General features: G+C 71.5%; 21 protein-coding genes. 5 read left to right on the top strand and 16 right to left on the bottom strand.

Annotation, left to right across the window (positions count from 1 at the left end; genetic code table 11):
• The 3 genes from EUA94_RS16645 to EUA94_RS16655 are packed head-to-tail and all read right to left on the bottom strand — an operon-like array spanning nt 1 to nt 1,779.
• Nucleotides 1–576, bottom strand: a complete 576-nt coding sequence (locus tag EUA94_RS16645) for an ATP-binding protein (RefSeq protein ID WP_129428019.1) — start codon at nt 574–576, stop codon at nt 1–3.
• Nucleotides 577–589: 13 nt separating this feature from the next.
• Complete coding sequence (locus EUA94_RS16650) at nt 590–967, bottom strand: VOC family protein (protein ID WP_129428020.1); 378 nt, start codon at nt 965–967, stop codon at nt 590–592.
• Between the two features lie 23 nt (nt 968–990).
• Nucleotides 991–1,779: a trans-aconitate 2-methyltransferase gene (locus EUA94_RS16655; protein ID WP_129428021.1), complete on the bottom strand. Its 789-nt coding sequence runs from the start codon at nt 1,777–1,779 to the stop codon at nt 991–993.
• 174 nt (nt 1,780–1,953) lie between these two features.
• Between EUA94_RS16655 and EUA94_RS16660 the strand changes: the two genes are divergently transcribed.
• Nucleotides 1,954–2,439 carry a MarR family winged helix-turn-helix transcriptional regulator gene (locus EUA94_RS16660; protein WP_129428022.1) on the top strand — a complete coding sequence of 162 codons (486 nt, stop codon included), beginning with the start codon at nt 1,954–1,956 and terminating at the stop codon, nt 2,437–2,439.
• Between the two features lie 94 nt (nt 2,440–2,533).
• Here EUA94_RS16660 and EUA94_RS16665 read toward each other — a convergent pair whose 3' ends face one another.
• From EUA94_RS16665 to rsmI, 8 genes are all read right to left on the bottom strand, one after another.
• Nucleotides 2,534–4,339 carry an ABC-F family ATP-binding cassette domain-containing protein gene (locus EUA94_RS16665; RefSeq protein WP_129428023.1) on the bottom strand — a complete coding sequence of 602 codons (1,806 nt, stop codon included), beginning with the start codon at nt 4,337–4,339 and terminating at the stop codon, nt 2,534–2,536.
• 206 nt (nt 4,340–4,545) lie between these two features.
• Nucleotides 4,546–6,102 carry a flotillin family protein gene (locus EUA94_RS16670; RefSeq protein WP_129428024.1) on the bottom strand — a complete coding sequence of 519 codons (1,557 nt, stop codon included), beginning with the start codon at nt 6,100–6,102 and terminating at the stop codon, nt 4,546–4,548.
• 25 nt (nt 6,103–6,127) lie between these two features.
• Nucleotides 6,128–6,625, bottom strand: coding sequence for a hypothetical protein (locus tag EUA94_RS16675; protein WP_129428025.1), 498 nt, complete (start codon nt 6,623–6,625; stop codon nt 6,128–6,130).
• A gap of 90 nt (nt 6,626–6,715) precedes the next feature.
• Nucleotides 6,716–7,615: a 4-(cytidine 5'-diphospho)-2-C-methyl-D-erythritol kinase gene (locus EUA94_RS16680; protein ID WP_129428026.1), complete on the bottom strand. Its 900-nt coding sequence runs from the start codon at nt 7,613–7,615 to the stop codon at nt 6,716–6,718.
• Nucleotides 7,612–8,484: a 16S rRNA (adenine(1518)-N(6)/adenine(1519)-N(6))-dimethyltransferase RsmA gene (gene rsmA / locus EUA94_RS16685; RefSeq protein ID WP_129428027.1), complete on the bottom strand. Its 873-nt coding sequence runs from the start codon at nt 8,482–8,484 to the stop codon at nt 7,612–7,614. Before rsmA ends, EUA94_RS16680 begins: the two co-directional genes overlap by 4 nt.
• A gap of 106 nt (nt 8,485–8,590) precedes the next feature.
• Nucleotides 8,591–9,721: a resuscitation-promoting factor gene (locus EUA94_RS22980; protein ID WP_277986122.1), complete on the bottom strand. Its 1,131-nt coding sequence runs from the start codon at nt 9,719–9,721 to the stop codon at nt 8,591–8,593.
• A gap of 250 nt (nt 9,722–9,971) precedes the next feature.
• Nucleotides 9,972–10,880, bottom strand: a complete 909-nt coding sequence (locus tag EUA94_RS16695; protein WP_129428028.1) for a TatD family hydrolase — start codon at nt 10,878–10,880, stop codon at nt 9,972–9,974.
• On the bottom strand, nt 10,867–11,712 hold the full coding sequence (gene rsmI / locus EUA94_RS16700; protein ID WP_129428029.1) for a 16S rRNA (cytidine(1402)-2'-O)-methyltransferase: 846 nt from the start codon (nt 11,710–11,712) through the stop codon (nt 10,867–10,869). Before rsmI ends, EUA94_RS16695 begins: the two co-directional genes overlap by 14 nt.
• A 67-nt stretch (nt 11,713–11,779) precedes the next feature.
• On the opposite strand from rsmI, the gene EUA94_RS16705 reads away from it, so the two are divergent.
• Together EUA94_RS16705 and EUA94_RS16710 are read left to right on the top strand one after the other, a co-directional pair.
• Nucleotides 11,780–13,399, top strand: coding sequence for a dolichyl-phosphate-mannose--protein mannosyltransferase (locus EUA94_RS16705; RefSeq protein ID WP_129428030.1), 1,620 nt, complete (start codon nt 11,780–11,782; stop codon nt 13,397–13,399).
• A 155-nt stretch (nt 13,400–13,554) separates the two neighbouring features.
• A complete protein-coding gene (locus tag EUA94_RS16710) occupies nt 13,555–13,788 on the top strand; it encodes a hypothetical protein (RefSeq protein WP_129428031.1) in 234 nt (77 codons plus the stop codon).
• Nucleotides 13,789–13,877: 89 nt separating this feature from the next.
• Here EUA94_RS16710 and EUA94_RS16715 read toward each other — a convergent pair whose 3' ends face one another.
• The gene (locus EUA94_RS16715; RefSeq protein WP_242494937.1) at nt 13,878–14,744 is read right to left on the bottom strand and encodes a LysR family transcriptional regulator; all 867 of its coding nucleotides are present in this window, start codon (nt 14,742–14,744) and stop codon (nt 13,878–13,880) included.
• Nucleotides 14,745–14,833: 89 nt separating this feature from the next.
• Between EUA94_RS16715 and EUA94_RS16720 the strand changes: the two genes are divergently transcribed.
• Nucleotides 14,834–16,096 carry an MFS transporter gene (locus EUA94_RS16720; RefSeq protein ID WP_242494934.1) on the top strand — a complete coding sequence of 421 codons (1,263 nt, stop codon included), beginning with the start codon at nt 14,834–14,836 and terminating at the stop codon, nt 16,094–16,096.
• Between the two features lie 4 nt (nt 16,097–16,100).
• On the opposite strand, the gene EUA94_RS16725 is transcribed toward EUA94_RS16720, so the two are convergent.
• Nucleotides 16,101–16,712, bottom strand: coding sequence for a hypothetical protein (locus tag EUA94_RS16725; protein WP_129428033.1), 612 nt, complete (start codon nt 16,710–16,712; stop codon nt 16,101–16,103).
• A gap of 53 nt (nt 16,713–16,765) precedes the next feature.
• On the opposite strand from EUA94_RS16725, the gene EUA94_RS16730 reads away from it, so the two are divergent.
• Entirely contained in the window at nt 16,766–17,608 is an 843-nt protein-coding gene (locus EUA94_RS16730; protein WP_129428034.1) for an SDR family oxidoreductase, read from the top strand.
• An 813-nt stretch (nt 17,609–18,421) separates the two neighbouring features.
• Here EUA94_RS16730 and ppgK read toward each other — a convergent pair.
• The 3 genes from ppgK to EUA94_RS16745 are packed head-to-tail and all read right to left on the bottom strand — an operon-like array spanning nt 18,422 to nt 21,386.
• Nucleotides 18,422–19,186 carry a polyphosphate--glucose phosphotransferase gene (gene ppgK / locus EUA94_RS16735; protein WP_242494935.1) on the bottom strand — a complete coding sequence of 255 codons (765 nt, stop codon included), beginning with the start codon at nt 19,184–19,186 and terminating at the stop codon, nt 18,422–18,424.
• A 35-nt stretch (nt 19,187–19,221) separates the two neighbouring features.
• Nucleotides 19,222–20,229 (bottom strand): sugar phosphate isomerase/epimerase family protein, encoded by a 1,008-nt coding sequence (locus EUA94_RS16740; protein ID WP_129428036.1) that lies wholly within the window; start codon nt 20,227–20,229, stop codon nt 19,222–19,224.
• 2 nt (nt 20,230–20,231) lie between these two features.
• Entirely contained in the window at nt 20,232–21,386 is a 1,155-nt protein-coding gene (locus EUA94_RS16745) for an ROK family transcriptional regulator (protein WP_165356942.1), read from the bottom strand.
• Between the last annotated feature and the right edge of the window lie 79 nt (nt 21,387–21,465).

Below are 21,465 nucleotides of genomic sequence, written 5' to 3' on the forward strand. Positions count from 1 at the left end.
TTACTGATCAGTAACCAACCACGCCAGTATCCGCTCCGCCGTCTCGTCCGCCGAGAGGTCGGTGTTGTCGATGACCAGGTGCGGCCAACGCGCGACCAGCCGGTCGCCGGGCGCGTCCCTGCCGGGCTCGGAGGTCATCCTGTACTCGGCCTCGAGCTCGCGGACGTTGTTGTCCGACCAGTCGACGTCACGCTTGGACTTCTTCTCGGCCAGCCGGTGCTCGGTGCGGTTGCGACCCAGCCGGGTGTCGAGGTCGGCCACCAGCTCGACGACGGCGATGTGGCCGTCGTACGGCGCGACCAGCCGTTCGAGGTAGCCGGCCTCGCCCTCCTCGTCCATCCCCATCACGAAGGTGAAGACCAGGTCGGTGCCCGCGGCCGCCGCCTCCTCGAGCACCCGGCGCCGGACCTCGGTGTTGAGCGTCCGGAACGGTGGGGTGCCGTAGTCGAAGACATCCAGAAGCATCTCGATGCTGTGGTGGTTGTGGAACAGCCGGAAGTCGGAGCGGCCAGCCACGGCTCGGCCGACCGTCATCTTTCCGACGGCGGGCGGTCCGAGGATCAGCAGCAGGCGCATGCACGGATGCTAGTCAGCACTCGGCGAGCACCTCGACCCGATTTCCGTGGCCGTCGCGGGTGTGGAAGCGGGAGTGGCCGGGGAACGAGTCCCGCTGCGAGTGGTCGACGTCGAAGCCGAGCCCCTCGAGTCGCGCGGACACCTCGTCCAGGTCCTCGACGACGAACGCCGGATGGGCCTTGCGGGCAGGGGCGTACGGGTCCTCGACGCCGACGTGCAGCTCGGCCGTGACCTCGCCCGAGTCGCCGTACGCCCGGAACCAGCAACCGCCGCGGGCGACGAGGTCCGCCGGCTTCTCGACCTCGGTCAGGCCGAGCCCGTCGCTGTAGAACCGGCGGGCGACGTCCTCGCCGCCGGACGGGCACGCGACCTGCACGTGGTGGAGTCGCATCACTGGGCTTGTCACTGGGCTTGTCACTGGGCCTTGCGGGCGACGACGAAGATCCGGCGGAACGGCATGATCACGCGACCGGACGCGTCGGCGGGATAGGCCTCGCGCAGCAGCGCGCGGAACTCGTCCTCGAAGAGCGGGCGCAGGTCGTCGGGCAGCGCCTGGAGGGTCGGCCGGGCGCCGGTGCCGGAGACCCAGTCGAAGACGCGGTCGGGGCCGGAGAGGACGTGGAGGTACGTCGTCTCCCACGCGTCGACCTCGCAGCCGAGGTCGAGCAGGACGCGGGCGTAGTCGTCCGGGCCGTGGCTGGTCGGCACGCGGGCGTCGCGGGTGTGCTCGGCGTACGGCTCGCGTGCGGCCAGCTCGGTGCGTGTGGTGTGGCTCGGCTCGTCGAAGTTGCCGGGGACCTGGAAGGCCAGCCAGCCGCCGGCGCGGACGCGGTCGAGCAGCCCGGGCAGGAGGTCGAGGTGCTCGGGCAGCCACTGGAGGGTCGCGTTGGAGACGAGCACGTCGACGGGTGCGCGCAGCGCCAGCGGGTCGGGCCGCACCCAGTCGCGCAGGTCGCCGACCTCCCAGTCGATGCCCTCGATCTCCCGGGCGGCGGCGATCATCTCGGGGCTGCTGTCGATGCCGGTCACGCTCGCCCCCCGCCACCGGTCGGCCAGGAGGGCGGTGAGATTGCCGGGGCCGCAGCCGAGGTCGACGACGACGCTCGGGGTCTCGGCCTGGACCCGCGCCAGCAGGTCGACGAACGGCCTGCCTCGCTCGTCGGCGTACGCGAGGTAGCGGTCGGGGTCCCAGGTGTGGCTCATGTCGTCCTCCTCGGTGGGGGGTAGTCCAGTGGGAATCGGCTGCCGAACCGGCTTCGGCACGACCAATTGTCACTGGACTACCCAGGCAAGTGTCTTGATGTCGAGATATATCTCAGCCTCGTCCACCAATCTCTCGATGTCAAGATTCTCGACCGATCTGGCAGGATGGGTGGCATGCGGGACGAGGTGGACGACCTGGTCGAGGCCTGGGGGCGCGAGCGAGGCGACCTGGACCTCGCTCCCGTCGAGGTCTTCTCGCGCATCAGCCGGCTGGCGCGGCACCTCGACCTTGCCCGCCGCGACGCCTTCACCGCCCACGGCATCGAGTCCTGGGAGTTCGACGTGCTAGCCGCGTTGCGCCGCGCCGGGTCGCCGTACGAGCTCTCCCCCGGCAAGCTCCTGCGCCAGACCCTCGTGACGAGCGGCACGATGACCAACCGCGTCGACCGGCTCACCGCGCGCGGCCTGGTCGAGCGGCTGCCCGACCCGAAGGACCGGCGCGGCGTGCTCGTACGGCTCACGATCGAGGGCAAGGCCGCGGTCGACGGGGCGTTCGAGGCACTGCTCGCGGCCGAGGCCGACCTGCTCGCGGACCTGCCCGGCAAGCAGCGCACCCAGCTGGCCGGGCTGCTCCGCTCGCTCCTCGCGCCCTTCAGCTGACAACAGGTGGGGCAAGTCTGTCGCGGTTGGGCCGTTGCAACGGCCCAGTCGCGCGGGAGTCACCGCTGAAGCGGGGACTCCTACCGGGCGCGGCCTACTCGACGGCCTCGGACGCCTCGAGCCACTCCATCTCCAGCTCGTCCTTCTCCGCCGCCAGCTCGCCGAGCTGGCCGCCGACGCGGGCGAGGAGGTCGTAGTCGGTGAGGTGGGCCTCCATCTGGGCGTGGAGCTCCGCCTCGCGGGCGGCGATCCGCTCGAGCTGCTTCTCGACGCGCGCCAGCACCTTGCGGGCGGCGCGGTCCTCCGCGCTGCCGGGCCGCGCCTTCTGTGGAGCCTCGTGGCTGGGGCCTGCGCTCGGCTGGCCGGGTTTCGGCGCGCTCGTCGCGACCTCGTTCCTCGCGGCCTGCTGCTCGCTTGAACGCCGCTCGAGGTACTCGTCCACCCCGCGCGGCAGCATCGAGACCTGGCCGTCGCCGAGCAGCGCCCAGATCGAGTCGGTGACCCGCTCGAGGAAGTAGCGGTCGTGCGAGACCACGATGAGCGTGCCGGGCCAGCTGTCGAGGAAGTCCTCGAGGACGTTGAGCGTGTCGATGTCGAGGTCGTTGGTGGGCTCGTCGAGGAGCAGCACGTTGGGCTCGGTGAGCAGCAGCTTGAGCAGCTGGAACCGCCGCCGCTCGCCGCCCGACAGGTCGCCCAGGCGAGCGGTCAGCCGGTCGCCGGTGAAGCCGAAGCGCTCGAGCAGGGAGGTCGCGGTGATCTCCTGCCCGTCCAGGGTCTTGGTCACCCGCCGGATCGACTCGACCGTCGGCAGCACCCGGGCCTCCGGGTCGATCTCGTCGAGCGCCTGGGTGAGGTACTGCATCGCGATCGTCCGTCCGTGCTTGACGCGACCGACGTCCGGCGCGAGCGCACCCGAGATGAGCGAGAGCAGGGAGGTCTTGCCGGCGCCGTTGACGCCGACGATGCCGATGCGGTCGCCCGGACCGATGCGCCACGTGGCGTGCTCGAGCAGCACCTTCTCGCCGCGCGCGAGGTCGACGTCCTCGATGTCGACGACGTCCTTGCCGAGCCGCTGGCTGGCGAAGCGCTGGAGCTCCATCCGGTCGCGCGGCTCGGGTACGTCGTCGATGAGCGCGTTGGCCGCGTCGATGCGGAACTTCGGCTTCGACGTACGCGCCGGCGGGCCGCGACGCAGCCACGCGAGCTCCTTGCGGGCGAGGTTGGCCCGCCGCGTCTCCGAGGCGGCGGCCTGGCGCGAGCGCTCCGCCTTCGCGAGCACGAACGCCGCATACCCGCCCTCGTACGCGTCGACCGCGCCGTCGTGCACCTCCCACGTGGTCTGGCAGACCTCGTCGAGGAACCACCGGTCGTGCGTCACCACGATCAGTGCGCTCGGCAGGCTGATGAGGTGGGCGGCGAGCCAGGCGACGGCCTCGACGTCGAGGTGGTTGGTCGGCTCGTCGAGGATGATCAGGTCGTGGCGCGAGAGCAGCAGCGCCGCCAGCGCGCAGCGGCGGCGCTCGCCACCGGAGAGCCCGACGACGGCCCGGTCGAGCGTGACGCCGGCGAGCAGCTCCTCGACGACCTGGCGCGTCGTCGCGTCGGCGGCCCACTCGTGGTTCTCCCGACCGCCGAGCACCGCCTCGCGCACGCTGTGGCTGTCGACGAGCTCGTCGCCCTGGTGGAGGTAGCCGATCTCGACGCCCCGGGAGCGCGAGACCCGACCCGAGTCGGGGTGCTCGAGGCCGGTCATCACCTCGAGCAGGGTGGTCTTGCCGTCGCCGTTGCGGCCGACGACGCCGACGCGCTCCCCCACCGAGATGCCGAGCGAGACGTCGTCGAGGAGAGGCCGCACGCCGTAGGACTTCGAGACGCGCTCGAGGTTGATGAGGTTCGCCATGTCCGGGTGATCCTCTCAGGTGCTCCCCCGGTGGCACGGATCGGCGCACGCCGCCGAGTTGGGCGGTGGTCCACCCACACTCCGCCGACGGAAACTGTGGCTGGGCCACCGCCAACCAGGGTGTCGGCGTACGCCGCGCCCGGGGCGGTGGTCGACCTGCATTGCAACGACGAAAACTGTAGGTGGACCACCGCTCGGGAAGCGGATCAGCTGAGCGACTGACCCCCGTCGGCCGGCGCCGGCTTCGTGGCGTCGAGGGCCGGCGCGGCGGACGTGGCGGAGGCGGTGCCGCCGGCGTACTTCTGGATCAGCGACTCGATGTCGAGGCCGGTGGAGGTCTTGAGCAGCTCCATGGTCTGCACGAAGTTGCTGGCGACCTGGCGCGGCAGCTCGCCCGCACCGTCGGCGGAGATCACCGTCAGCTTGTCGATGCTCGACATCGGACGGGCCAGCTCGGCGGCCACCTTGGGCATCACCTCGATGAGCATCTGCAGCACGGCTGCCTCGTTGTAGCCGGCGAAGGCGGCGGCCTTCTTGTCCATCGCCTCCGCCTCGGCCTGGCCGGCAGCCAGGATCGCCGAGGCCTGCGCCTCGCCCTCGGCCCGGAGAGCGTCGGCCTCCGCGACACGGCGGGCCTTCTCGGCCTCACCGCGCTTGGCGCCCTCGATCGCCTCGGCCTCGGCGAGCGCCGAACGCCGGGATTTCTCACCCTCACCGCTCAGGCGGGCCTGCTCGGCCTCGGCCTCCGCGTTGGCGATCGCGCCGGCCTTGCGGGCCTCCGCCTCGAGGATCGTCGAGCTGCGGCGCCCCTGGGCCTCGGTCTCGACGCGGTAGCGCTCGGCGTCGGCGGGCTTGCGGACCTCGGTGTCGAGCTGGCGCTCCTTGAGCGCGGCCTGGCGTACGGCGACCTTCTCCTGCTCGAGCAGGATCGCCTGGTCGCGGTCGGCCTGGGCGAGGGGTCCGGCGGCCGCGGCCTGCGCGTTGGCGGCGTCGGTCTCCGCCTTGATCTCCGCACTCTTGAGGGCGAGCGCGCGCTGGGTGATCGCGATCTCCTGCTCCGCGGCGATACGAGCCTGCTCGGCGGCCTGGCGCGCGTTGGCCTCGGCGATGGACGCGAGCTGGTTGAGCTTGGCGGCCTCGGGGCGGCCGAGGTCGGCGAGGTAGGAGCCGTCGTCGGTGATGTCCTGGATCTGGAAGGTGTCGAGCACCAGGCCCTGGCCCGTGAGGGAGGACTCGGACTCCTCGGCGACCCGCTGGGCGAAGGCAGCACGGTCGCGAATGATCTGCTCGACCGACATCGAGCCCACGATCGAGCGCAGGGCGCCGGCGAGGACCTCCTGGGTGAAGGTCTCGATCTCGGCCTGCTGGCTGAGGAAGCGCTGACCGGCGGCCCGGATGGAGTCCTCGTTGCCACCGACCTTGACCAGCGCGACGCCGTCGAGGTTGAGCTTGATGCCCTGCCCGGACACGGCGCCGCGGATCTGTACGGAGATCCGCCGCGACGACAGGTCGAGCGTCGCGAGCCGCTGGACGAACGGGATGACGAAGACGCCGCCACCCATGACCACCTTCTGGCCCGACAGGTCGGTGGAGATCTCGCCCGTCTCCGGGTTGCGCACCTCGCCCTTGCCCTTGCGGCCGGTGATGATGAACGACTCGTTGGGCCCGGCCACCTTGTAGCGCGTGGTGACGAGCAGTGCGAGCAGCACCACGAGGACGACGAGACCGATCACAGAGACGACGACCGGGGACAGATCGAACATGCAGGGCTCCTAGCGGTGCGAGGGATCAGGGAAGGAAGAGGGGTTCGACCTGGACGGCCGTGGGCGAGATGACCTGGGTGACGCTGACCTGGGTGCCGGCCGGCACCGCGACGCTCGAGCGGGCGTTGAGTCGGGTCAGGTGCCCGCCGGCGCTGATCGACACGGTGCCGAAGCCACCCTCCGGGATCGCGCCGACCACGGTGCCGATCTTCTCGACCATGTCGGAGGTGCGGACGGTGTCGGTCTCGCCGGTGCCGTGGAGGAACGTCGAGGCCCTGGCCGCGGCCGCACCGAGCAGCACGCCCAGGACGAGCCCGATGACCACGGCGAGCGACGTCGACCCGGTCACCGACAGGGCGATCGCCCCACCGAACCCGAGGGCACCCAGGAAACCGGCGAGCGCCTCGGTCGAGAAGAAGCCCGCGCTCAGGCCCTCGAAGGCGCCGTCGAGCACGTCGCCCAGGACGAGCGCGATCAGCAGGAGCACGACGCCGAGCGCGCCGATCACCAGGAACACGGTCACGATGCCTCCCCCGGTCAACCGCGCGACGTGCAATGTCGCGCACACCCTAGCGGCAGCCGCGGCCTGCCGCCCGGGGTCTGCGAGAGCAGATCAGGCCAGCACGTGGGCGCCGGCGACGGGGCCGGTGGCCGTCAGCGCGACGGCGTACCCGGCGCCGACCAGGCCTGCGGCGGTCGCCCGGGCACCGTCGGCCGAGTCGCACAGGAAGACGACCGTGGGCCCGGATCCGCTGACGATCCCGCGGAGCGCGCCCTCGGCCTCACCCCGGGCGATCAGGTCGCCCAGCTCGGGGCGGAGGTCGATGGCCGGCTCCTGCAGGTCGTTGTGCAGGGCGCGCGCCACGCGAAGGGGCTCGCCGGTCGCGAGCGCCGCGAGCAGGGGCTCGGCGGAGGCGGGCTCGGCCGGGGCATCGGGCCGCAGCACGTCGAAGTGGCGGTAGACCGCCGGCGTCGACAGCCCGGCGGCGGACGGCACGGCGACCCACCACCACGAGCCCTCGTCCTCGACGGGCGTGACCAGCTCGCCGCGCCCCACGCCCCGCGCCGTACCCCCGACGAGGGAGAACGGCACGTCGCTGCCGAGCCGGGCCGCCTGCGCCAACAGCACGTCGTCGGGCTGGGCGAGCCCGTGGAGCCGGTCGTGCGCCAGCAGTGCAGCGGCGGCATCGGCCGACCCGCCCGCCATGCCGCCGGCGACGGGGATCTCCTTGCTGATCCGCAGGTGGTGCCGGACGTCGCAGGGCGCCTCGGCGAGGGCGCGCACCGCGATGTTGGAGCCGTCGGTGGGGATCTCGTCGAGATCGAGGTGGGCGGCACCCGCGACGGACAGGTGGTCCGCGTCGTCGACGGACACGGTGACGTCGTCATAAAGCGAGATCGCCTGGTAGACGGTGTCGAGCGGGTGGAAGCCGTCCTCGCGGACCCGGCCGACGCCGAGGTGGAGGTTGATCTTGGCGGCCGCCCGGACCGTCACGCTCGTACGGTCCCTCATGCGCGCGTGGCCGCGAGGCCCTCGGCGATCCGCGCGAAGTCCCCGACCGTGAGCATCTCGCCGCGCACGGTCGGGTCGACGCCGGCCGACTCGAGCGCCGCGGTGGCCGCGTCAGCCGACCCGGCGAGCTCACGCAGCGCGGGTCGGATCTGCTTGCGGCGGTGGGCGAAGGCGGCGTCCACGACGGCGAAGACCTCCTGGCGGGTGGCGGTCGTGTCCGGCTGGTCGCGGCGGGTCCAGGCGACCAGGCCGGAGTCGACGTTGGGCGCCGGCCAGAAGACGTTGCGGCCGATCGCGCCCGCGCGGCGTACGTCCGCGAACCAGGCGGCCTTGACGCTCGGCACGCCGTACGTCTTCGATCCCGGCCCGGCAGCCAGCCGGTCGGCGACCTCGGCCTGCACCATGACCAGCCCGCGCTCGAGGGACGGCAGCAGGGCCAGCAGGTGGATCAGGACGGGCACGGAGACGTTGTAGGGGAGGTTGGCGACGAGCGCGGTCGGCGGCGGCCCGGGCACCGAGTCGATGCGCATCGCGTCGGCGAGCACGACCTCGAACCGGTCGGCCTGACCCGGGGCGTACGCCGCGATGGTGGCGGGCAGCCGCTCGGCGAGGAGCGGATCGATCTCGATCGCGATGACCCGCTGCGCGACGTCGAGCAGGGCCAGCGTCAGCGAGCCGAGGCCGGGGCCGACCTCGACCACGACGTCGTCTCCGCTGATGCCGGACTCGCGGACGATGCGGCGCACGGTGTTGGCGTCGATGACGAAGTTCTGGCCCTTCTGCTTGGTCGGCCGCAGGTCGAGCTCGGCCGCCAGCGCACGCACCTCGGCCGGCCCGAGGAGCCTCGGGCCGGCCGGTGGCGTGGTCATGGGCGCAACCCTAGCCGCCGCTGTAACGCCGGGTTACTGGCTGTACCCCCCGTGATGCAAGGGGGTGGGTACAAGCAGTAACCCGGCGTTACAGCGGGGCTGAGCGTCAGGTCGGCAGGCCGAGCTTGGCGGCGCAGCCGGGCCACGAGCCGTAGCCGCCGGTGGCGTCGCGGAGCCGGCTGGCGACGGCGATCTGGGTCTCGCGGGAGGCCTGGCTCGGCAGGCCCGTGCCGCCGTACGCCTGCCAGGTGCCGAGGTTGAACTGGAGGCCGCCGTAGTAGCCGTTGCCGGTGTTGATGGCCCAGTTGCCGCCGGACTCGCACTGCGCCAGGGAGTCCCAGACGGTGCTGCCGCCGGCGAAGTTGCTGGTGGGCTGCTCCTTGGTGCCGACCGCGACGATCGTGGGGACGGCCTTCACGCTGACGTCGGCGTCGACGACCTTGCGGGCCACGAGCTCGCCGTTGACGAAGCGGAGGCGGTAGGTCACCTTGCGGACGCCGTCGGATCCTTCGCGGACGACCTCCTCGTCACCCTCGTACATGGTGGGGTCCTCGCGCTCGATGACCGGGGAGTCGACGACCTCGCGCCGGACCTTCCTGGTCGCGATGCGGATGTCCTTGACGACGACCTTGTCGCCCTGGGCGATCTCGGTCTCGAGCGACGGGGTGACCTTGTCGTGCCGGTCGACCTCGAAGCCCATCGACTCGAGCACGTCGGCGACGGTCAACGCGGTGACCTTGTGCTTCCGGAGGTCCTTTGCGCCGAGCTTGATGCGGACGACCTTCGGCGTGACGACCTGCAGGGTGAGGCCCGTGCGGCCGATCGAGGAGCTGCGGCTGGTCGACAGGTCGGCGCCCTCGAAGCGGCGGCCGATCTCACCCAGGGCGCTGGCGACGCTGGTGGAGTTGACCCAGTAGGTGCGGGTGTCGCCGTCGACGGAGAGCTCGAGGGGCCGACCGAACTGGACCGCGATGGCCGAGCCGTCGGTGATCGTCTGGTCGACCGCGGGTGCGACCAGGTCCTTATCGGTGAGGTCGATCCCCTCCGAGGCGAGCACGTCACCGACGGTGTCGCCGATGGCGCTCACCTGCGTGGTGCGCCCGTCGAGCGTGAGGGTCACGTCCTTGCTGAGTGCGGCGTAGCCGACCGTCGTACCTGCCACGGCGGCCACGACGACCCCGACAAGGGTCGCCAGCACTGCCGTGGACCTGCTGAGCTGCGCGAAACGAGAGCGCACGATTCTCCGAACGTCGTACTCCCCGGGCCTCGGGGGCAGCACCCCCGGTCACGGTGCGTACGCCGCGTTCGAGCTGCGAGCGGGGCGTACGGAGTGCGAGCGGGGGTCTCGCAGAACCGGCCCGATCCGGTCCTCGTGCTGCCAGACATCGATCCCGATCCCGGCCAACAATCACAAGACGATAACGACGAAGCCCCGTGACGCAAACTCTTCGAGGAAGAAAAGCGCGAGATGCCGGTCACGGAAATGCCTACCAGGGCCCCCCGAAGGCGGCCTCGGTGTTGGCGTCGATGGCCCGGCAGAGCTCCTCCAGGTCGACCGCCAGGACCTCCGCCATGGCGCGCACGGTCACCGGCACCAGGTAGGAGGCGTTGGGTCGACCGCGCCACGGCGTGGGCGTGAGGAACGGTGCGTCGGTCTCCACCAGGACCCGGTCGAGGGGCGTGACGGCGAGCGCGTTGCGCAGGGGGGCAGCGTTCTTGAAGGTGACCGTGCCGGCGAAGCTGAGGTGGGCGCCGCGGTCGAGGCACCGGCGGGCGAAGGCGTCGTCGCCCGAGAAGCAGTGCATCACCCAGCGCTCGGGCACGCCCTCCTCGTCGAGCACCCGCAGCACGTCGTCGTGGGCATCGCGGTCGTGGATCACGAGGGTCTTGTCGAGGCGCTTGGCGAGGTCGATGTGGCGGCGGAAGCTCTCCTCCTGCGCGGCCCGGCCGTCCTCGCCCGTCCGACTCTGTGCATGTCTGTAGGTGTCGAGCCCGGTCTCACCGATCGCGCGCACCTTGTCGTGCGCTGTGGCGAGCTGCTCGATCTCGGCCAGCGCCTCGTCGAGCCGTCCGGCCGCCGCGAGCCCCGGCGCCTCGTTGGGGTGCAGCGCGACGCCCGCGACGAGTGCGACGTGCTCGGCGGCGGCAGCGACCGCCCACCGCGCACCCGGAAGGTCGCATCCGATCTGCACGATGCGCGGCACCCCGACCGCCGCCGCTGCGGCGATCGCGCCCGCGGTGTCGAGCCAGTCGCCGTCGGCGATGTCGAGGTGGCAGTGGTTGTCCACGACCGGGTGGGGCAGCGGGTCGGGGGCGGGCGGGCGCTCGCGGTCGCGGCGGGCGCCCGTCTTCTCCTCCGTCGCAGCACGGGACCGGGTCGGCTCAGCGGTGGACAACGTCGTACACCTCCCGCTTGGGGAGCCCCGCGCGCTTGGCGACCTCCGCGATCGCCTCCTTGCGCGTCGAGCCGGACGCCTCGAGGTCCGCGACGGCCGCGCGCAGCGACCCGGGGTCGGTGTCGACGGCGGGAGCGCCGCTCGATCCCTCGACGACGATCGTGACCTCACCGCGTACGCCCTCCGCGGCCCACGCGACCAGCTCGGCCAGCGGTCCGCGGCGTACCTCCTCGTGGGTCTTGGTCAGCTCGCGGCAGACGGCGGCGGGACGGTCGTCGCCGAGCGCGTCGGCCATCGCGGCCAGCGCCGCCTCGGTGCGGTGCGGCGCCTCGAAGAAGACCATCGTCCGCTCCTCCGTCGCGAGCGCGGCGAGGCGACGGCCGCGCTCCCCCGCCTTGCGCGGCAGGAAGCCCTCGAAGCAGAACCGGTCGACCGGGAGCCCGCTCACCGCGAGCGCCGTCAGCACCGCGCTGGGGCCGGGCACGGCCGTGACGCGTACGTCGTGCTCGACCGCGGCGGCCACCAACCGGTAGCCGGGGTCGGAGACGCTCGGCATGCCGGCGTCGGTGACCAGGACGACCCGGTCCCCGGCGAGCAGCGCCTCGAGCAGCACCGGCGTACGCGCCTGCTCGTTGCCCTCGAAGTAGGAGACGACACGACCCGACAGGGTGATGCCGAGGTCGGCGCAGAGTCGCTTCAGCCGCCGGGTGTCCTCGGCCGCGACCACGTCGGCACCGGACAGCTCGGCCGCGAGTCGGGGCGGTGCGTCACCGGCCTGCCCGATCGGGGTGCCCGCGAGGACGAGCACGCCGGTCGAGCTGTCACGAGCCATGTCCCGATCATGTCAGGGCGCCATGTCAGACCTCGGATCTGCCACCGGCTCTGGTTAGAGTTCCCGCGTGACCCCCACAGCCGCGGAGCGCAACCGCCCGCGCTGGAGGTCCGAGGAGAAGCTGCCCGGCTGGGTCGGCGCGATCTGCCTCGCGAGCCTGGCCTTCTTCATACGCCGGTGGCACCTCGGCACGCCCCACCAGTTCTCCTTCGACGAGACCTACTACGCCAAGGACGCCTGGTCGCTGCTCAACCACGGCTACGTCCGCGCCTACGTCGAGGACGCCGACAAGACCATCCTCAACGGCAACGTGACCGGCCTGTGGCAGGACGGCCCGTCGATGATCGTGCACCCCGAGGTCGGCAAGTGGCTGATCGCCGCCGGCATCAAGGTCTTCGGCATGGACCCGTCCGGCTGGCGGATGGCGTCGGCGGTCATCGGCGCCCTGATGGTCCTGCTGATGTGCCGCTTCGTGCGCCGGGTGACCGGCTCGACCGTGCTCGGCCTGGTCGCCGGGCTGCTGCTGTCGGTCGACGGGCTCCAGCTCGTGCTGTCGCGGCTGGCCCTCCTCGACATCTTCCTGGCCTTCTTCACCCTGCTCGGCGTGCACTGCGTGGTCGCCGACCGCCAGTGGCTGCGCGACCGGCTCGCGTCGGGAGTGGGGCGTCCTTGGTGGCAGGCGTGGTGGCGACCGTGGCTGCTCGCCGGCGGCGTCGCGTTCGGGCTGGCGTGCGGCACCAAGTGGTCGGCCGTCTACGCGCTCGCGGTCTTCGGCCTGCTGGCCTGGCTGTGGAGCGCCGGCGCCCGGCGCGCGTTCGGCCAGGAGCGACCACTGCTCCGCTCGATCTTCCTCGACGGCATCCCTGCCTTCATCGCCCTGATCGGGGTCGCGCTGGTGACGTACGTCGCGACCTGGACCGGCTGGCTGATGCACGCCGACGCCTACGAGGTGGCGTTCAGCAACACGCAGTACACGTCGTACGGCGGCGGCAAGGCGTGGCCGACCGCGCAGTGTCCGACGCCCCCCACGGCGGAGTGCGTCCCGGGCGAGCCGGACGCCGACGGGTTCGGCGAGGTCACCCAGTCGCTGCGGTCGCTCTGGTCCTACCACCAGGACGTCTACACGTTCCACAGCCACTTCCTCAACGACTCGACGCACATCTACGCCAGCAAGCCGTCGACGTGGCTGGTGATGGGCCGACCGGTCGGCGTCGACGCCCAGACCGACATCCAGCCCGGCGCGCAGGGGTGTGACGCGCCTTCCGGCTCGACGTGCATCCGGCAGATCCTGCTCCTCGGCAACCCGGTGATCTGGTGGGGCGGCTGCCTGGCCATGATCGCCTCGGTGCTGCTCTGGGTCGGCGCCCGTGACTGGCGCCACGGCGTCGCGGTGGCGGGCCTCGCCACCACGTGGCTGCCGTGGTTCCTCTACGACGACCGCCCGATCTTCTTCTTCTACGCCATCACCAGCCTGCCGTTCCTGGTGCTGTCCGTCGTGCTCGCGATGGGGCACCTGATCGGCACCTCCGACGTGCCGACGCCCCGGCGTACGTTCGGGGTCGTCGTCGCCGGGAGCTACACCGTGCTGGCGCTGGTGGCGTTCGCCTGGTTCTGGCCGATCTGGACCGACGTGCTCCTCACCAAGTCGGAGTGGGACGCCCGGATCTGGCTCCGACGCTGGATCTGAGCGGGCCAGACCTTGACCAGCCAAGTCGGCACGATCATCAGAGATTCCCTCAAGAAGTCCAATTTTTTGTGAATACCCATGGCGTTGTGCGGAGCCGGATCGCACGATGGATCAACCCGACCGGTTCGGGTGCTTGACGCCAGGGAGGGCGCGCCATGGAACAAACGGTCATCCACGTCTGTCTCGAGACAGACGGTGCGCCCACCGAGGCCGCGGCCCACGAGGTCGGTGAGCGCTGGGTCTGCTCGTGCGGCGACCACTACGTCTACCGCGAGGGCTTCAACCGCGCCGGCTACCGGAGCGTCGAGTGGTGGCCCGCGCCCGCGATCCCCCAGCCGCGCAACACCGGCCCCGTGCGAGGCATGCTGTTCGGTCCCCGCAAGGGCTGACCCGACACCCTCACGACTCCGACGACCCCGCCCGATCCAGCCCGGGCGGGGTCGTCGTGCGTCGCGGGCCGCGTCGGGCTGCGGCGCGCTCAGGACGACCAGGAGCCATCGCGCGCGAAGTCGAGGAACAACCGCGCCGGCGGCGCCAAGGGCCGGTCGGTGCGCCAGGTCAGGCCGATCGTCCGGCTCGCCCCTGCCGACGCCAGGGACAGCCCCACCGACCCGGACAACCCGGCAAAGGCCTCCGGCACGATGGCGACGCCCAGTCCGGCGGCCACCAGTCCCTCGATGGTGGCGAGGTCGGCGCTCTCGAACGACACCCGCAGGCTGACCCCGGCCTCCCCCATCAGTCCCTGCACCAGCGCGCTGTGCCCGAAGCCGGGTGGCGTGGTCACCAGCTCGTCGTCCACGAGCTCGGACAGATCGACCCGCTTGCGGTGGCGCAGGCGGTGCGTCGGGGGTACGACGACCACCAGCCGCTCCTGCTGGACCGGGGACCAGGCGTGTCCGGGTGCGTGCTCCATCGTGAGGCCGAGCTCGACGGCGCCGCGGTCGAGGTCGCGGCGGATCTCGTGGGCCGGCTCCTGGCTCAGCACCACCTTCACCCCCGGCGCGTACGCGTGGAAGGCGCCCAGCAGCCGGGGCACCAGGGTGGTGGCCATCGAGTCCAGGAAGGCGAGCCGCACCAGGCCGGTGCCGGGGTCGAGCCGGTTGGCCAGGGTCGCCCGGAGCAGGGCGTCCCGGCCGACGAGGTCGCGCGCGGCCTCTACGACGACCTCGCCGTCGGGCGTGAGCACGACGCCCGTCGACACACGCTCGAAGACCCGGACGCCGAGCTCGTCCTCCAGCCGACCGAGGGCCCGCGACAGCGTCGGCTGACTGGTCCCGATCGTGGTGGCGGCGTCCGTGACGTGACCCGCCTCGGCGAGCACCAGGAGCCAGGAGAGGTCGCGCATCAGCACGACATGAATCATACGCTTCGCGTATCGTGACGTGCTGCTCTCGACATTGGACGTATGCACGCCCAGGGCGCATCCTCGAGCCGGTGAGCACTCTCCACCTGCCGACCCGGGCCTCGCTCGACGGCACCGACCCGGAGCCCTACCGCGCCGGCACCGACGGCTACCGCCGGGTGATGGTCGCGATGTTCGCGGCCGGCATGGCGACCTTCGTCCTGCTCTACGACATCCAGTCCCTGCTGCCCGAGCTCGAGACGGCGTTCGACGTCACGCCGACGCGCGCGACCCTGGCCCTGTCGCTCACCACCGCGGCGCTCGCGGTGACCCTGCTCGTCGCCGGTCCGCTGTCGGAGGTCGTCGGTCGGACCCGGCTCATCCACGTCGCCCTGTGGTCCGCCGCAGCGGTCGCCCTCGCGAGCGCGGTCGCGCCGACGTGGGAGGTGCTGCTCGGGCTGCGCGTGCTGCAGGGCGTGACCCTCGCCGGGCTGCCGGCCGTCGCGACGGCGTACCTGCGCGAGGAGCTCCACCCGTCCGTCCACGGGCGAGCCTTCGGCCTCTACGTCGGCGGCACCGCGCTGGGCGGGATGACAGGCCGCCTGGTGACCGCCCCCGTCGCGGATGCGGCGGGCTGGCGCTGGGGCCTGGCCGCGGCCTCGTGCCTGGCGCTGGCGAGCGCCGCGCTGGTCGCGTGGCTCCTGCCGGCGTCCCGCGGCTTCGTGCCGCGACCGCGCGGCGCCGGCTTGCGCGCAACGGCGGGGATGGCGCGGGCGGCCCTCGCCGACCGCGCCCTGGTCGCGCTCTACGTGCTCGGCGCGTGTGCCGTCGGCGCCCTGGTCGCCGTGCTCAACGCGCTCGGGTTCCGGCTCAGCTCAGCCCCGTACGACCTGTCCGTGGGCACGATCAGCCTCGTCTACCTCGTGTACGCGCTCGGCACCGTCAGCTCGACGGTCTCGGGACGGGTGGCCGACCGGATCGGACGCCGGGCCACCATCCCGGCCGGCTGCGCGGTCGCCCTGGTCGGCGTGCTGCTCACCCTGAGCGGTTCGCTGCCGGTCATCGTGGTCGGCGTCGGCGCACTGACCGTCGGCTTCTTCTGCGTCCACGGCCTGGCCAGCGGCTGGGTGACCGCCCGGGCGCACCTCGCCGGCGTCAGCACCGGACAGGCCGCGGCGTTCTACCTCTTCGCCTACTACGTCGGGTCGTCGGTGTTCGGCAACCTCGGCAGTGCCGCGTGGACCCATGCCGGTTGGAGTGGCGTGGTGGCGCTCGCCTCGGCGCTGCTCCTCACCGTCTGCGCGATGGTGGTCGTGCTGCGCCGTACGCCGGCCCTCGACGCATCCGCTCGCTGACCGCTCACCAGCTCCCGGGGAAGCGCGACGAGCCCGCGATCGCGAGCAGCGAGACCGCGACGGAGACGGCCACCGCGATCAGCAGCGCCTCGCCGAGGTGCCGCAGGCGCGGCACCAGCAGGAGCACCACACCCGCGACCACGACCAGGAGTGGAAGCAACCAGATCGGCACGACGTTGGCGGCCAGGACGGCCACGAACGCGAGTCCGGCTCCCCCGAGTGCCGCCTGCACCAGCGGCACCGGGCGCGGCCCGCGGGGCAGTCCGACCTCGGTCACCGCGCCGGTCATCGGCAGCTGGTCGGGCGCGAGCGCCCGGAGCAGCAGCGTCACCGTGGCCGGGTCGGTCACCACGACGACGTCACGGAAGCGGTCGCGCAGCGCGTGACGGCGGACCAGCTCGTCGAGCCGGTGGCCCCGGTCGACGTCGGGGAAGCGGACCGGGGCGAGGAGCACGTCGGGCACGGGATCGACCCCCAGGCCCTCCACGACCCGCCTGGCCTCGGCGGTCGGCGCGGTGAGCACCGTCGCGCCGGGCCTCAGCGACGACCGCAGCCGCGCGACCTCGTCGGCACCGGCCTGCGCGCCCACCACGAAGATGCGCTGGAAGTCCGTCACGCCCCCGACGCTAGCGGGGCGTGTGCGGCGCCGGTGGCCTAGCCTCACCTGCCATGCGCACCCGACTTCGCACCAGGACCGCCCCGACCACCCGTGGGGGTGCCGTCGTCACCGGAGCAGGACGGGGCCTCGGCCGGCTGATCGCCGGCCTGCTGGTCGACCGTGGGCACGAGGTGCTGGTGACCGACCTCGACGAGGCGGCCGCCGAGGCGGTGGCGGCGGAGCTCGGACCGCGGGCGAGCGCCCGCGCCCTCGACGTACGCGACGAGGCGGCCGTCGACGCGGCTCGCGACGAGCTGGTCGGCCGCGCCGGGAGGCTCGAGGTGTGGGTCAACAACGCCGGCGTGCTCGTCACGGGTCCGGCCTGGGAGCAGGACGCCGCGGCGCGCAGGCTGATGCTCGAGGTCAACGCGCTCGGCACGATCAACGGCACCGTCAGCGCCATCGCCGCCATGCGCCCGCTCGGTGGCCACGTGGTCAACATCGTCTCCCTCGCCGGCCTGGCGCCGGTGCCGGGAGAGGCGGTGTACGCCGCCTCCAAGCACGCCGCCCTCGGCTTCTCCCTCAGCACGCTCACCGACCTCCGGCTGGCGCGGGTGCGGAACATCGACATCTCGTGCGTGTGCCCCGACGGGATCTGGACGCCGATGCTGCACGACAAGCTGGACGACCCCGGCGCGGCCCTCTCGTTCTCGGGCCGGCTGCTGCAGCCCGAGGACGTGGTCGCCGCCGTCGCGCGCGTGCTCGACCGGCCGCGGCCAGTCACCACCGTGCCCCGGTCGCGCGGGCTGCAGGCGCGCGTCGCCGACGCGATGCCCCGGCTCGCGGTCGCCGTCGCGCCGCTCGTGGTGGCCCAGGGTCGGCGTACGCAGAAGAAGATGCTGCGGGACCGCTGATCGCCCGCTGTCCGGGCGCGCTGCCGTGCTCGAGAGTTCCAGCGGTGCGAGCAGAAAGGGGAGTAACCGCACCGCTGGTCCCCTACTCACCCAGCGTCGGCGGGTCCCTGTTCGTTACGCACGCACGCACGCAGAACCGCCCGCCACCTGTTTTCACAGGTGACGGGCGGTTGTGTGTGGTGGAGGTGAGGGGACTCGAACCCCTGGCCTTCTCATTGCGACAAGGCGGCCGCCCCGTGCCGCCGGATCTCGGAGAAACGCGGCGAAACCTGCTCTGACCTGGGCTGACACCCGACATCGGTGTCGTTGACAACCACCACGTTACCCGTTCGACGCGGAGAATCTCGCGGTTCCTCGGCCCCAATCCGCGGAGTAAGCGCGGAGCACCGAAAGACGGTGCGGTCTTTATCTACCCGCGGGAGGCGGCGGGCAAGTGAGCTCGACGGCACGGCTTTGGACGAACTGCCGCCCCGATCATGCCCAAGCGACGGGTGGATAGAGCAGCCGCCTCCTACCCGGCGACGGCGAAGCACGGCAATGAGTCGCCTCGACGCGACACGAAGTTGTAGGAGCTGGCGCGTCCGGTCACAGCCGTCCTGAAACTGACGGCACAAGGTTCCGGTAGGAGATATCTAGCCACGTCGGCCTCCGACTCACCGAGGAGGCCCATCGCGGCCCCAGGCGCAGGTCACCAGCACAAATGACTGGTGCTCGACTTGCGCAGTCGCTCCCGTGGGCTTGGGTCGGGGAGGGGGTGCTCGACACCGATGGCCCTGCGATCCACTTCGTCCCACCCAAATGCACTGAGGTAGCTCACCGCTGACGACCTACCGGCTGCGTCGCTGCGGCGAGAGCGGCACCCACGATGCCTGCGCGGTTACCGAGCACCGCTGGCACTGTCGGGGTCGCTATGTCGATGAGGTGCCCGAAGAGGTCCCACGACTGGCTCACAGCGCCTCCGACGACGAAGAGGTCCGGGGAGAACAGTCGCTCCAGGTGTTGGAAGTAACGAGTCAGCCGAGCGGCCCACTCCGGGTAGGACAAATCCTCCCGCTCGCGGACACTGGTCGCAGCCCACGCCTCAGCGATGCGGCCGTCGACCTCAAGGTGGCCCAACTCGGAGTTGGGGACCACTGTTCCGCCAGAGATGAGCGCTGATCCGATGCCGGTGCCGAGGGTTGTGACAAGAACCAGTCCGGACGCGGAGTCGCCGGCCACACCGGCTCGAGCTGCACCGAAGCGCACCTCAGCCAGTCCGGCTGCGTCGGCGTCGTTGAGGACGTCGACGGGTCGATCCAGTTCCCGTCGCAGCAATGTTGCAACGTCGACCCCGATCCATCCGCGATCGATGTTTGCTGCTGAGCAGAGCACGCCCCTTCGCACGATTCCTGGAACAGCTACACCGATCGCTGCGGTAGACGTGGCTACGCGACTGACGACATGACCGATCGCTTCGACCACCAGATCGGGACTGGAGGGCCGCGGTGTGTCGACGTGGACCCAGTCGGACGCAAGCTGGCCTGTGCCCGTGTCGACCAACGCTCCCTTGATCGTGGTGCCGCCGAAGTCGATCCCCACCGTCGGATCCGTCGGTTCCCGGCCATCGTCGCCCCTCATGCGTCGGTGGCGAAGGCCGCGTCGAACGCTGCCGCGGGCGCCTCCAACGCCAGGCTGCGGACGAACGCGAGAGCTTCGGGCGCCCCGTTGAGGCGGTCCATGCCGGCGTCCTCCCACTCGATGGAGATGGGCCCGTCGTCATCGATGGCGTTGAGCATGCGGAAGCACTGCTTCCACGGGACGTCGCCGTGCCCGGTGGACACGAAGTCCCACCCCCGTCGGGGGTCTGCCCACGGTAGGTGGGAGGCGAGGCGGCCGTTCCTGCCGTTGCTCATCTGGCGCTTCGTGTCCTTGCAGTCCACGTGGTAGATGCGGTCCTTGAAGTCGCACAGGAAGCTGACGGGGTTTAGGTCCTGCCAGATCATGTGGCTCGGGTCCCAGTTGAGCCCGAAGGCGGGAAGGTGGTTGATGGCTTTGGGCGTCGCGATGGTGGTCCAGTAGTCGTAGGTGATCTCCGATGGGTGCACCTCATGCGCAAAGCGAACCGCGCACTCGTCGAAGACGTCGAGCATCGGGTTCCAGCGGTCGGCGAAGTCCTGGTAGTCGGCGGCGATCATCTCGGCTGTGGCAGGCGGGAACATCGCGACGTACTTACAGATGGACGACCCGGTGAACCCGACGACGGTGTCGACTCCGAGGTTTCGCGCAGCACGTGCTGTCATCTTCATCTCTTCCGTGGCCCGCTGTCGCACACCCTCTGCGTCGCCGTCGCCCCAGATGCGTGCCGGAAGGATCGCCTGGTGTCGGGAGTCGATCGGGTCGTCGCAGACGGCCTGACCCTTGAGGTGGTTCGAGATCGCGTAGACCTTGAGGTTGTAGCGCTCGAGCACGTCGAGCTTGTCGCGCACGTACTTGTCGCTGTCGGCTGCCTGCCAGACGTCGAGGTCATCGCCCCAGCATGCGATCTCGAGACCGTCGTATCCCCAGTCGGAGGCCAGGCGGGCCACTTCCTCAAACGGGAGGTCGGCCCACTGGCCGGTGAAGAGGGTGATCGGACGCGACATGCTCATGCTCCTCCGCTGCTGTCGGAAGCCTCGAGCTGGCGGGGCGCGAGACTGGGGTCGTGCAGGACGGCATGTGCTGCGTGGTGGGCCGCGCCCCGCACGGCGGCTTCGGGTCCCAGGCTGGAGAAGGTGATGGCCATGGGGTCCGCTGGGCGTGCGGCGTTCGCTGCTCGGAGGCCGTCGAGAAAGGCCTCCTGCATGAAGGGGCCGAGCGGTGCGTACGCGCCTCCGACCACGATGCGGTGAGGCTGAATCAACTGCGTCAGGACTGCGGCGCCGACGCCTAGCCAGTAGCCAGCCTGCCGAATGGCTGCGTGGGCGTCTCGGTCCCCGGCGAGGACACGGGTTCGGATGTCTGCCACGACGTCGCGGTCCCAAGGCCCGTTGCCGACGCCAAGTGCATGCGGGGACACCATGGTGCTCCAGCACCCAGCAAGTCCGCAGCCGCACGGTTGTCCGGCATGCCCCACTGGCATGTGCTCAAGGCTGCCGGCGATGCCTTGCGCCCCCCGCAGCAAGCGCCCGTCCTTGACGACGAGTGCTCGTAGGCGGGAGCCGGTGAGGATGACGAGCGCGTCCTGGAGTGCGCGATGCTCAGGGTCAGAGTCGTGGCGGGCTTCGGCCTCGGCCGCGGCTTCGCTCAGCGAGACCACCGACATCGGGACTGGGAGCTCAGCCGGCTCTAGGAGCTGGTGGAGCGCGGCTGTGGTCGTGCCGGCAAACGGCTGGTGGTCGCCGGCCGGGCCGTGGGCAGCGTGCTCGTCATAGGCCAAGGTCGTGCCGATCGGTTCGACCCCAGCTCTTCGGGCCTCGCTGGCGACGGCCTGCACATGCTGAGCAAGCCGCGTGAGGGCGCTGGTCGTGTCGTGACCGGCGAGCGTCTCGTGACGAGTGGCGGCGACGTCGCCGGCGAGGGTGATCGCGGCAGCTGATATTTGCCCGTCGTGGATGACAGCGCCGACTCCGGCCACGCGGCTCCCGTCCGCCGCGAAGATGGTGGCGGGGCGGCCGCCACTGCTGTGGGTGCCGGTCGGACGCACCAGACCTCGGACCTGCAGGTCGGCGAGGATCAGGCCCAGCGTGGACCGTGAGAGGCCGAGCTCGTCCGACAGCGCGTTGCGCGAGCGAGGTCCGCTCTCGTGGAGCCAGCTCAGCACGGCCCCACTCTGCGGGGGCGCGCTCGAGGGCTGGGCGATCGTGGGCTGGTCCGACGAGACGACCGCCGACGCCTTGTGG

It is taken from the genome of Nocardioides zhouii (assembly GCF_004137345.1).
Lineage (GTDB): Bacteria > Actinomycetota > Actinomycetes > Propionibacteriales > Nocardioidaceae > Nocardioides > Nocardioides zhouii.

Coding starts and splice junctions, on each gene's coding strand:
- EUA94_RS16645 (WP_129428019.1), bottom strand. CDS start 576: ATGCGCCTGCTGCTGATCCTCGGACCGCCCGCCGTCGGAAAGATGACG.
- EUA94_RS16650 (WP_129428020.1), bottom strand. CDS start 967: ATGCGACTCCACCACGTGCAGGTCGCGTGCCCGTCCGGCGGCGAGGAC.
- EUA94_RS16655 (WP_129428021.1), bottom strand. CDS start 1,779: ATGAGCCACACCTGGGACCCCGACCGCTACCTCGCGTACGCCGACGAG.
- EUA94_RS16660 (WP_129428022.1), top strand. CDS start 1,954: ATGCGGGACGAGGTGGACGACCTGGTCGAGGCCTGGGGGCGCGAGCGA.
- EUA94_RS16665 (WP_129428023.1), bottom strand. CDS start 4,339: ATGGCGAACCTCATCAACCTCGAGCGCGTCTCGAAGTCCTACGGCGTG.
- EUA94_RS16670 (WP_129428024.1), bottom strand. CDS start 6,102: ATGTTCGATCTGTCCCCGGTCGTCGTCTCTGTGATCGGTCTCGTCGTC.
- EUA94_RS16680 (WP_129428026.1), bottom strand. CDS start 7,615: ATGAGGGACCGTACGAGCGTGACGGTCCGGGCGGCCGCCAAGATCAAC.
- rsmA (WP_129428027.1), bottom strand. CDS start 8,484: ATGACCACGCCACCGGCCGGCCCGAGGCTCCTCGGGCCGGCCGAGGTG.
- rsmI (WP_129428029.1), bottom strand. CDS start 11,712: ATGGCTCGTGACAGCTCGACCGGCGTGCTCGTCCTCGCGGGCACCCCG.
- EUA94_RS16710 (WP_129428031.1), top strand. CDS start 13,555: ATGGAACAAACGGTCATCCACGTCTGTCTCGAGACAGACGGTGCGCCC.
- EUA94_RS16715 (WP_242494937.1), bottom strand. CDS start 14,744: ATGCGCGACCTCTCCTGGCTCCTGGTGCTCGCCGAGGCGGGTCACGTC.
- EUA94_RS16730 (WP_129428034.1), top strand. CDS start 16,766: ATGCGCACCCGACTTCGCACCAGGACCGCCCCGACCACCCGTGGGGGT.
- EUA94_RS16740 (WP_129428036.1), bottom strand. CDS start 20,229: ATGTCGCGTCCGATCACCCTCTTCACCGGCCAGTGGGCCGACCTCCCG.